Source organism: Pseudomaricurvus sp., assembly GCF_965662505.1.
In the GTDB taxonomy this organism is placed as follows: Bacteria; Pseudomonadota; Gammaproteobacteria; order Pseudomonadales; family Cellvibrionaceae; genus Pseudomaricurvus.
The window spans coordinates 1-7,940 of the sequence record NZ_CBFIHX010000140.1; the positions used below are offsets into that span (position 1 = coordinate 1).

Below are 7,940 nucleotides of genomic sequence, written 5' to 3' on the forward strand. Positions count from 1 at the left end.
GAGTTATTCTTCAGCCGGAAAAAGACAGCCGTGAACAACTGTTAAGGTTCTCTATCTTTGCGGTCAACCTGACTCGTACTATCACCTCCTCTCGCGAGAAGGAGGACATGCTTAAGGCCTTGAATCGGTCTTCTGCCGTGATCGAGTTTTCGTTAGACGGCATCATCTTGCAGGCCAATGATAACTTTTTCCGGACGATGGGATATACCAAGGAGCAAGTGATCGGCAAACACCATCGCATGTTCTGTGAACCAGAATTGGCCAACTCCCCAGAGTATGAAGAGTTCTGGAGAAAGCTTGCGCGAGGTGAATATATTTCCGCGCGTTTTAAACGTATAGACAGCCGAGGTGAAACCATCTGGCTTGAGGCGTCCTATAACCCGATCCACAACGATCGGGGCGAGTTTTACAAGGTGGCCAAATTTGCCACAGACATCACTGCTCTGGTGCTTCAGGAACAGGAAGTCTCGAAAGCCGCGACTCTGGCCAATGAAGTCTCTGAAGAAACGGGTAAGCTGACCACTCAGGGCCGACAGGTAATTGGCTCTACCATCTCCAGCATGAACGATCTGTCTGGGCAAATGCACTCTGCCAGTCAAGCGATCGAAGCCCTGAATCAACACTCTGTAAAAATCAGTGAGTTGGTGAACAGCATCAGTGGCATTGCCGATCAAACCAATTTGCTGGCCCTCAACGCGGCCATTGAAGCGGCACGTGCCGGAGAGCAAGGTCGGGGCTTTGCCGTGGTGGCCGATGAAGTCAGACAACTGGCTTCTCGAACTAATGAAACCACCGAAGAGATTGTGTCCATGGTCACCGAAAACCTGAAGCGTACCGGCAACGCCGTTGAATTGATTGCGCAATGTCAGGGTGAGGCAACCCAAGCGCTGGAATTGTCAAAAGAGGCAGGCAGTGTGATGGACAGTATCGAGCAGGATGCCAAGCGTGTTGTGGAAGTTATTGGGCAGTTTAATAAGGTTTTATAACGCAGAAGCTTTGCACTTAAGCCGATAAAACACTGACAGCCTTTTTGACTCGGCGGCAGCTTTAGGGACTTCTTTAAAATCCCTAAAGCTGCCTGTACTAGGTTTTTTTAACGCTGTCTTAATAAAGCTGATTCAATAAAGACAGCGAACTTAACTGTCAGGATTGACGGCGGCGTAATCTCAGCAGTCCACCGGCGGCAAACAACAATCCACTCACCAACCCTAGCAGCGGCAACGGACTTGCGGTGGTGGGCAGCGCTGCAACCTCATCGGCATCAGTGTGGTGTATATCATCGTCGTCATCGGCAAAGGCTACCGTGTCGACACGATCTTCAAAGAACTTATCTTTGGAGATATACAGTTGAATTTCGTCCCCTTTTTCCAAATCACGCAGGCGGCGTTTGCGGCCATCGAGAATCGCGCTGTGGCTCATGTCCGGCGTGACCTCGATAGTTTTGTCCGTTGCGGGCATATACAGCTTCATCGTGCCCTTCCAATTGCTGCGAACCACCATCTCTGCACGCGCATACAGATTTCCGTCAATGTCATAAACACCTTCACAGGATCCCGCCAGCATGCCAAAACGCTCTTTGGCTTCTGCGGTGGCCTGATAATCCTGGGCGTAGTCACTGCATTCACCCACACGTTTAGGTTCGGCAGCGTAGACTGAACCAGCTCCCGCCAGTGCTGTAACAACAATCAAGGGTTTGATCAGTTTTTTCATTGGCTTTCTCCTTGGGGGTTTGGGGTACATTCATATTGAGGTTTTCAGTACCCATTGGTCATTGCATAAGAGTGAGCTTTCACGACACCGGTGTTAGGTGTCGGATGGACATCGCGAGCTGTATCAGGAACTGTGAGGCTGGGGTTGATCGACGACTTCGGCTGCGCGCGAATAATCAACCGCTCAGGCGCGTAACCGACAAAGTAAAAGGGATAGCAGGTGATCATCGTCAAGGTTTCCGTGTCGGTTGGATCCAGTACCGAAATATCCAGCGGATCGGTAATGAACATTTCGGTAACGACATAGATTTGCTTGCCTTCCAGCGTTTGCAGCGTAATCCGATCACCAACAGCGATATCCTTCAGCGGCCGAAAGAAACCGTCCCGGTGTGCTGACACGACCATATTGCCCTTTTCACCCGGGTAAGCTGTACCATCGACAATGCCGGCACCGCGATTAAGCGTCAGTCGATCCGTTCCTGAAAAGACAGGCACCTGCAAGTTCAAGCGTTCAATGGAAAGCACCGCCAGTGGAAGATCTTCACTTTGCGCCTGAGCGTATTTTTTCTTACGGCTTTCGGACCACAGACTTTTATCCGGATCCTCGACGTTCAGTTCGTCAGCGTTAGGTTTAGAAGGAGGCGAAGTAGAAGAAGGCGTAGAAGAGGAAGGCGTAGTATTAGTGCCGGAAGAGGAAGTAGATATTGAAACAGCGGCTGAGTCAGAATCAGCCTGCGCCATTAAGGCCTCATCAAAAGCTGCCAGTGCCTGGCGCGACGCGAAGGCGGAATCCAGATAGGCGATACCCACAAACAATAGCCCCAGCAGCCCAATGCTTATCAGGCATCGCTCCAGGGTTACGAGAAACGCAGGCTTTAAAAACCCAAAGTATCTCAAGGCGGTCTCCCCTTGCTCACTGTTCCATCGTCACGCATTCAACCTCGTTGCATGAACGTCCTTTATTCATATCTTCAGTCACGGGTTGTCTGTAGTAAGAACCACAGTGCGTTGTGAGAACCACAGTATGTAGTGGGACCACAGTAGCGAATCAATAAACGTGGAATAAGACGACACGCCAAACTGGATGAAAGATAAAAGAACACAATCTGTTATCGATCATCATGTCCCTAGAGAAACTGTCCTCATCCGGGCAATGTTTTCAGCCTCTTAATCCTTAAAGCCGCGATCTTAAGAAACAAAGCATTGGAATGAGTGTAGCAGGAATAATTTGGCGGGCTTGATATGAGGAATAATACGACTTTTAGTTGTGTGACAGAGTTTTTCAAAGGCCGTCTAAACATAAAACTTCGGGTTGTCACTTCGACCGCGGTGAACACTGATCCGCATCACACAGCCGGGCTTTACCCGTCAGCAATCGAGAAAGACGGTAACGATGTTTGGCAAACAGACGGTAAGCAATGTCGGCAACAGGTTTAATGATTGGCCAGCGCAGGCAGTTATAACGTGTTACCCCCACCAGAGACCAGGCCCGTGCCGTGACATCCAGACCCAGCAACAGATGGCCGGTGTCATCCACGGCGTGCAGGACACGGTTGGCCGCGGCGGGATCAATCTCGGGATAGCGACTGGCAAACTCCGGATGCCAGATATCCATAAGCTGCAAGCGCTGGTGTGTGTCCCGCTTGGTCAGGGCCTGCATTTCCTGTGCACACAGTGGACACTGGCCGTCGTAAAATACCGTTAACTTCGCTGTAGCGTTTATAGACATCATCGTTACCCTGGACAATTCGCGCGAATAGAATCAGATGACGTAATGGACTGACTCATACACCTCAATACGTTGTGAGTTCGCATTCGGATTAAAACAAGACCCACAACCTGCAAGTGTGGCGGTTACGTGTACGTCCCAGCCAGAAACCAGAGAGCAACCCTCTGGAGCGTGTTGTGAAGGAGTGTCCCGCAGACATTGTGTTGATACAAAGTCGTTACATATTGCGACAGAAGATGGATATTTTTACGTTTCAGGTTCGTTAAACTATCGCCAATTTCGATTGGAGACCCGACCATGAACCTGAATTCTCAACGCCCCTGGATCACCCCTCTGGTGATTGGTGCCTTTTTGCTAACCGCTGTCACCGGCGTGTTGATGTTTTTCCATCTAGACTCCGGACTCAATAAAACCGTACACGAGTGGTTAAGCTGGTTACTGGTGGCCGGGGTCGTCGTACATGTATTGCTTAACCTGCCGGCGTTCAAACGCTACTTTAAGCAAAACACCGGACGTGCAGTCATGGGATTGTTTGTCGTCATTCTCGCCTTGAGTTTTATCCGTGTGGAGGGCGAAGGCAACAAAGAACCCGGTTTTGCCCCACCCATCCGGGCACTGGCCAGCGCCCCATTGCCAGTATTGGCACAGGTCGCCGGCACCACCACAGACGACATGCGCAGCCGCCTGCTGACCGCCGGCTTAACCGTGACAGACGATCAGCAAACCGTCGCCGAACTGGCCGGGCCTGAATTGCGCGCACAAGTGAGCACTTTGATCAAGGTACTGGAATCCCAGTGAAGGCATTCATGGAGGTGGGGGCAATCCGGTGTAGTGTTTTACCGGCTATCGCTTTTGGGGTGCTTTCAAGGGCATCCCCTCCTTAACTTCGCTATCCCCTCTCCAAAACCCGTTCACCCTGAGTGCTGAGCTTGTCGAAGTATCGAAGGGTCAGCTCCGATCTCTCCAGCCCTTCGATCTTCGATGCTTCGATAAGCTCAGTACTCAGGGCGAGCGTATGATCCCTTTGTGCCACGCTGGAATCGAAAAGGCTCTGATTCCTTAATTTATGCTGGAGATAACTCTGGTAGATAATACCTTTCTGCATGTTCCGGTATTGCCCAACGTAACGGAGATCTGGAACTGGTTTCTGTTAACAGGCCTTCTTCTTTTAATTGTTGAACAATCTTTCTCGTGACGCTCAACCCCAAACCTGTGATTTTTTCCATTTCTGATCGTTCAAATTCACCGTGTAAATAGGCTTTTTCAAGTAGACGTGCGGCCTCAGGTTTTATAGGCGGCATACCAACAATTAGGCCTCTGTTTCGGTCCTCAATATATGAGCCTATCCTCTTTACCATATTTTCCAGATCGAGCACTTTAGTCATAAAATCTACTTGATCGATGGCCGTATCAATCATGAACTCACAAAATTGAATCAGCCCGTTTTCAGATAAAGCTCCACGACCATCCGAGACACCCTGGCGACCTTTATCTGCTTCAGCAAGCGCTGATTTATAATCAGCATGACGTCTGGCCAAACCTCTACTCAAACACCATATGCCGGTTGCTCCTATGCCGATTGACCTCAGAAACAGATCAGTATGCAGTCGTCCAACTCTGCCATTACCATCGATAAAAGGATGTATCCAGGTAAATCGGTGGTGTGCAGCCATAGCGCCAATCACCTTCTTTTGTCCATGAAGCCGATCCAAACGGAACACCTCTTGAAAGCGTTCCAAATATCGATCCAATTCGTTAGGTGCTGGAGGCAGATGAGATCCTATTTCCACATCTTGTCCGTTTTGTCTGAACACCCCCGGCTCCACATAGGCCCAAGTTTTCTCATTGGCAGACTTAACCTGACGTAGGGTTTCAGGTAACCGTTCATAGAACAGTTTATGAATATGTTTGAAGCAATCAGCGCCAACCAGGTCGACAGCGCCATAGGCTTCCGTGGCCAAGGTATTTTGAACGGTCACATGAGCAATAGATTCCAGCTGCAAATCTCGCTTCACAGGATCTAAACTGTAATCGCCCTTCATTGCCTTTCGGATATCCCGAGGATGCGTGTTGTGCCCTTCAATGAGGTTCGAATAATAGGAATTGATGACCCGAAGGTGCTCTTCAAGTACTTCTGCTGTTTGGGTTGATATCATTCCAGACAGTCGGGCGGCCTTCCTTTCCAAATCCAGGGCTTTCTCAGGCAAATTCGACTCATCTATTCCAGCAGCAGACGGAATTAATGGCTCAATGGAAGGTAATATAGGCATTTTGTATCACTTTATATATCAGTTTTATTATCAAAACAGTGATATATAACTTATTGAAAAATAACAATATATTGTATTTAGTTAACCATGTTTAAGGCTTTAAATCACCTTTACTGTATCAGTTTTGGTATCACTTGAAAACAAAGGAAAAGAGAGGTTTTTTAGCCCGGCGTCTATCCCCCCTCCAAAACCCGTACAGCCTGAGCTGTTTGTGAACCCCTGTGCGGTTCTCAATGTCGAGCGAGGCTCCCAATCCATCGTGCATGGCTTTCTCTATATCGAACGCGGGTTCCAATGCATCGAGCGTGGGTTTCTGTATATCGATCATGACTCTTAATATATCGAACGTGCGATGCAAACACTCGATGTCGGGTCTTTTATATGCCCCTGGGGGATCCCCAATACCCGATTACCCATCCGCGCATAGGAACATCGGGTCTTTTGTATTGGCGATCGGGTATCTGTACATGGAACATCGGGTCTTTTATATGGACTGCGGGGATACAAAAGACCCGCGATCCCATACCGGCAATGCACCATCGAGTGTTTTATATGGACGACCGACTCTTTTGTATAGGACACCGGGTATCGCGGATAGGCTGGGGGGATACGATGTATGGGTTAGGGGGATACAACGTATAGGCCAGGGGGATATGTTGTATGGTGGGAGGGGGATATGTTGTATCCCCCCTACCGATCCCGTTCACCCTGTGCTTGTCGAAGGAAGCTTGTTGAAGAACAGTGGCCCAGCCTCTCTCAATCCCGTTCACCCTGAGCCTGTCGAAGGGTCACCTCCGATCTTGACCAGCCCTATGGCTATCCTTTTGTCCTGCGCTGTTGTTTAACCAAGGCATCACAGCTGGATGTGCTGTCGACGTAATAAAACTTACTGTACATAAACCAGCGATAGGTCGCTGGTTTGCAGAGATCGTAGTGTTGCTTTTGAGCGAACTGACTCACGCCATAATGCACGGCATGGGGGAGTAGAAACGCGAAGAGAATACTGATCACAATACCTTTGGTGAACAAAGACTCACACTTAGGTGTGAGAGTTTTACCGAGAAGCCCTTGCACTATCCCTCCGGCAGTAAGAAAAAGTAATCCCAGCCCAATGCCCAGCATGTAGACAGAGCCTTTATCAAACTCAATAACAGGAGCACCCTGACGTACCTGAATGATAAAATTGGTGAGACTGATGACAAACCAGGCCAATGAGGCGATGGTTAATAGTAAGAAAAAGGCAACGCTCAAAAGCCGAACTAAAAAAGGTGATTGCGGTTCTGATCGCATGAATAAAACTCAATAACCATTGGAAGGTAAAAGACGTTATATGAAGTTAACAAAAGAAGAAAAGGATCAACTTTTACAAGAGATTGCTGATGACCTGCCTGAATACTTTGCCATATTTTCACCGTGGATGTCGCTTTGGCTTGTTAATATACTACTTTCATGTATAGCAATAGGGTCGGTGGTTAACATCCTCGCTGATTTATTTAACGTATCATTTAAGTATGCTTACTTATTTGGTCTTGCTGTTGCTATCCTTCTTATTGCCTCGAATATACTCATTGCCTCTGGCCGCCGATCCATGGGAACACGACCACTGCAAATATTCGGATATTGTAGTGTCGCTTTCGGACTATTAGCGCTGACCATGTATTTCAAGGATGGGGCAGCCTTAATTCTAATTTTATTAGGGTCAGGCTTCTTGAGCATACTTATAACGCATAGCGTGAAATTTCAGGTCTTTGCTTATCACCGAGAAAAAATGGGAGCTTGGGGGCGGGAGCGGATTAAAAAGAACAGGGCCTTTGTGGAGAAGGTAAAAGCCTCTCGACGAAAATAAGATTAATCTTTATCGACATGTCTGAGCTTGTTGAAACAGCTTTCCAGCCGAAGACCTTTTCCCAATAAATTTAACGTGAGAATGAGCTGCATCATAAAATCGTTCTGAAACACAAACGTAGCTTGGGAAAGAACCTTTTAAATCATCAGACTTCAACTGATATCGGCATTCTTTTGTGCTGGAGCCATAGTATTTTTCGATTTTAGACACTTGTGAATAGTCATCGCCAACGCAGTAGGTATAAAGTGTAGGTATTGTGTGAACTATAAGCATCCAAAACAAAAAATAAGAGTAAAGTGGTGCAGCAATAATAGCTCCTGCCAACCTAACTCGGCTAAACCCTAAACCTTCGTGAAATTTCTTGATGAATACTTGATGAATGATCC

At 48.0% G+C, this 7,940-nt stretch carries 8 protein-coding genes and 1 pseudogene; 3 read left to right on the top strand and 6 right to left on the bottom strand.

Annotated elements, in window-relative coordinates:
- A pseudogene (locus ACTG33_RS14895) lies at positions 1-908 on the top strand (methyl-accepting chemotaxis protein); the annotation flags it as partial.
- A 235-nt stretch (positions 909-1,143) separates the two neighbouring features.
- On the opposite strand, the gene ACTG33_RS14900 reads toward ACTG33_RS14895, so the two are convergent.
- From ACTG33_RS14900 to ACTG33_RS14910, 3 genes are all read right to left on the bottom strand, one after another.
- The gene (locus ACTG33_RS14900; RefSeq protein ID WP_439136016.1) at positions 1,144-1,710 is read right to left on the bottom strand and encodes a hypothetical protein; all 567 of its coding nucleotides are present in this window, start codon (positions 1,708-1,710) and stop codon (positions 1,144-1,146) included.
- Between the two features lie 44 nt (positions 1,711-1,754).
- Positions 1,755-2,606, bottom strand: coding sequence for a class D sortase (locus tag ACTG33_RS14905; RefSeq protein ID WP_439136017.1), 852 nt, complete (start codon positions 2,604-2,606; stop codon positions 1,755-1,757).
- A 418-nt stretch (positions 2,607-3,024) separates the two neighbouring features.
- Complete coding sequence (locus ACTG33_RS14910; RefSeq protein WP_439136018.1) at positions 3,025-3,438, bottom strand: thiol-disulfide oxidoreductase DCC family protein; 414 nt, start codon at positions 3,436-3,438, stop codon at positions 3,025-3,027.
- 297 nt (positions 3,439-3,735) lie between these two features.
- Between ACTG33_RS14910 and ACTG33_RS14915 the strand changes: the two genes are divergently transcribed.
- Positions 3,736-4,236, top strand: a complete 501-nt coding sequence (locus ACTG33_RS14915; protein ID WP_439136019.1) for a DUF4405 domain-containing protein — start codon at positions 3,736-3,738, stop codon at positions 4,234-4,236.
- A 266-nt stretch (positions 4,237-4,502) separates the two neighbouring features.
- Here the strand turns inward: ACTG33_RS14915 and ACTG33_RS14920 are convergent, their stop codons facing one another.
- Together ACTG33_RS14920 and ACTG33_RS14925 are read right to left on the bottom strand one after the other, a co-directional pair.
- Positions 4,503-5,708 (bottom strand): Fic family protein, encoded by a 1,206-nt coding sequence (locus tag ACTG33_RS14920; protein WP_439136020.1) that lies wholly within the window; start codon positions 5,706-5,708, stop codon positions 4,503-4,505.
- An 816-nt stretch (positions 5,709-6,524) separates the two neighbouring features.
- Positions 6,525-6,959 (bottom strand): hypothetical protein, encoded by a 435-nt coding sequence (locus ACTG33_RS14925; RefSeq protein WP_439136021.1) that lies wholly within the window; start codon positions 6,957-6,959, stop codon positions 6,525-6,527.
- A gap of 79 nt (positions 6,960-7,038) precedes the next feature.
- Between ACTG33_RS14925 and ACTG33_RS14930 the strand changes: the two genes are divergently transcribed.
- The gene (locus ACTG33_RS14930) at positions 7,039-7,554 is read left to right on the top strand and encodes a hypothetical protein (protein ID WP_439136022.1); all 516 of its coding nucleotides are present in this window, start codon (positions 7,039-7,041) and stop codon (positions 7,552-7,554) included.
- Between the two features lie 9 nt (positions 7,555-7,563).
- On the opposite strand, the gene ACTG33_RS14935 is transcribed toward ACTG33_RS14930, so the two are convergent.
- A partial coding sequence (locus ACTG33_RS14935; protein WP_439136023.1) for a hypothetical protein occupies positions 7,564-7,940 on the bottom strand: 377 nt, incomplete at its 5' end.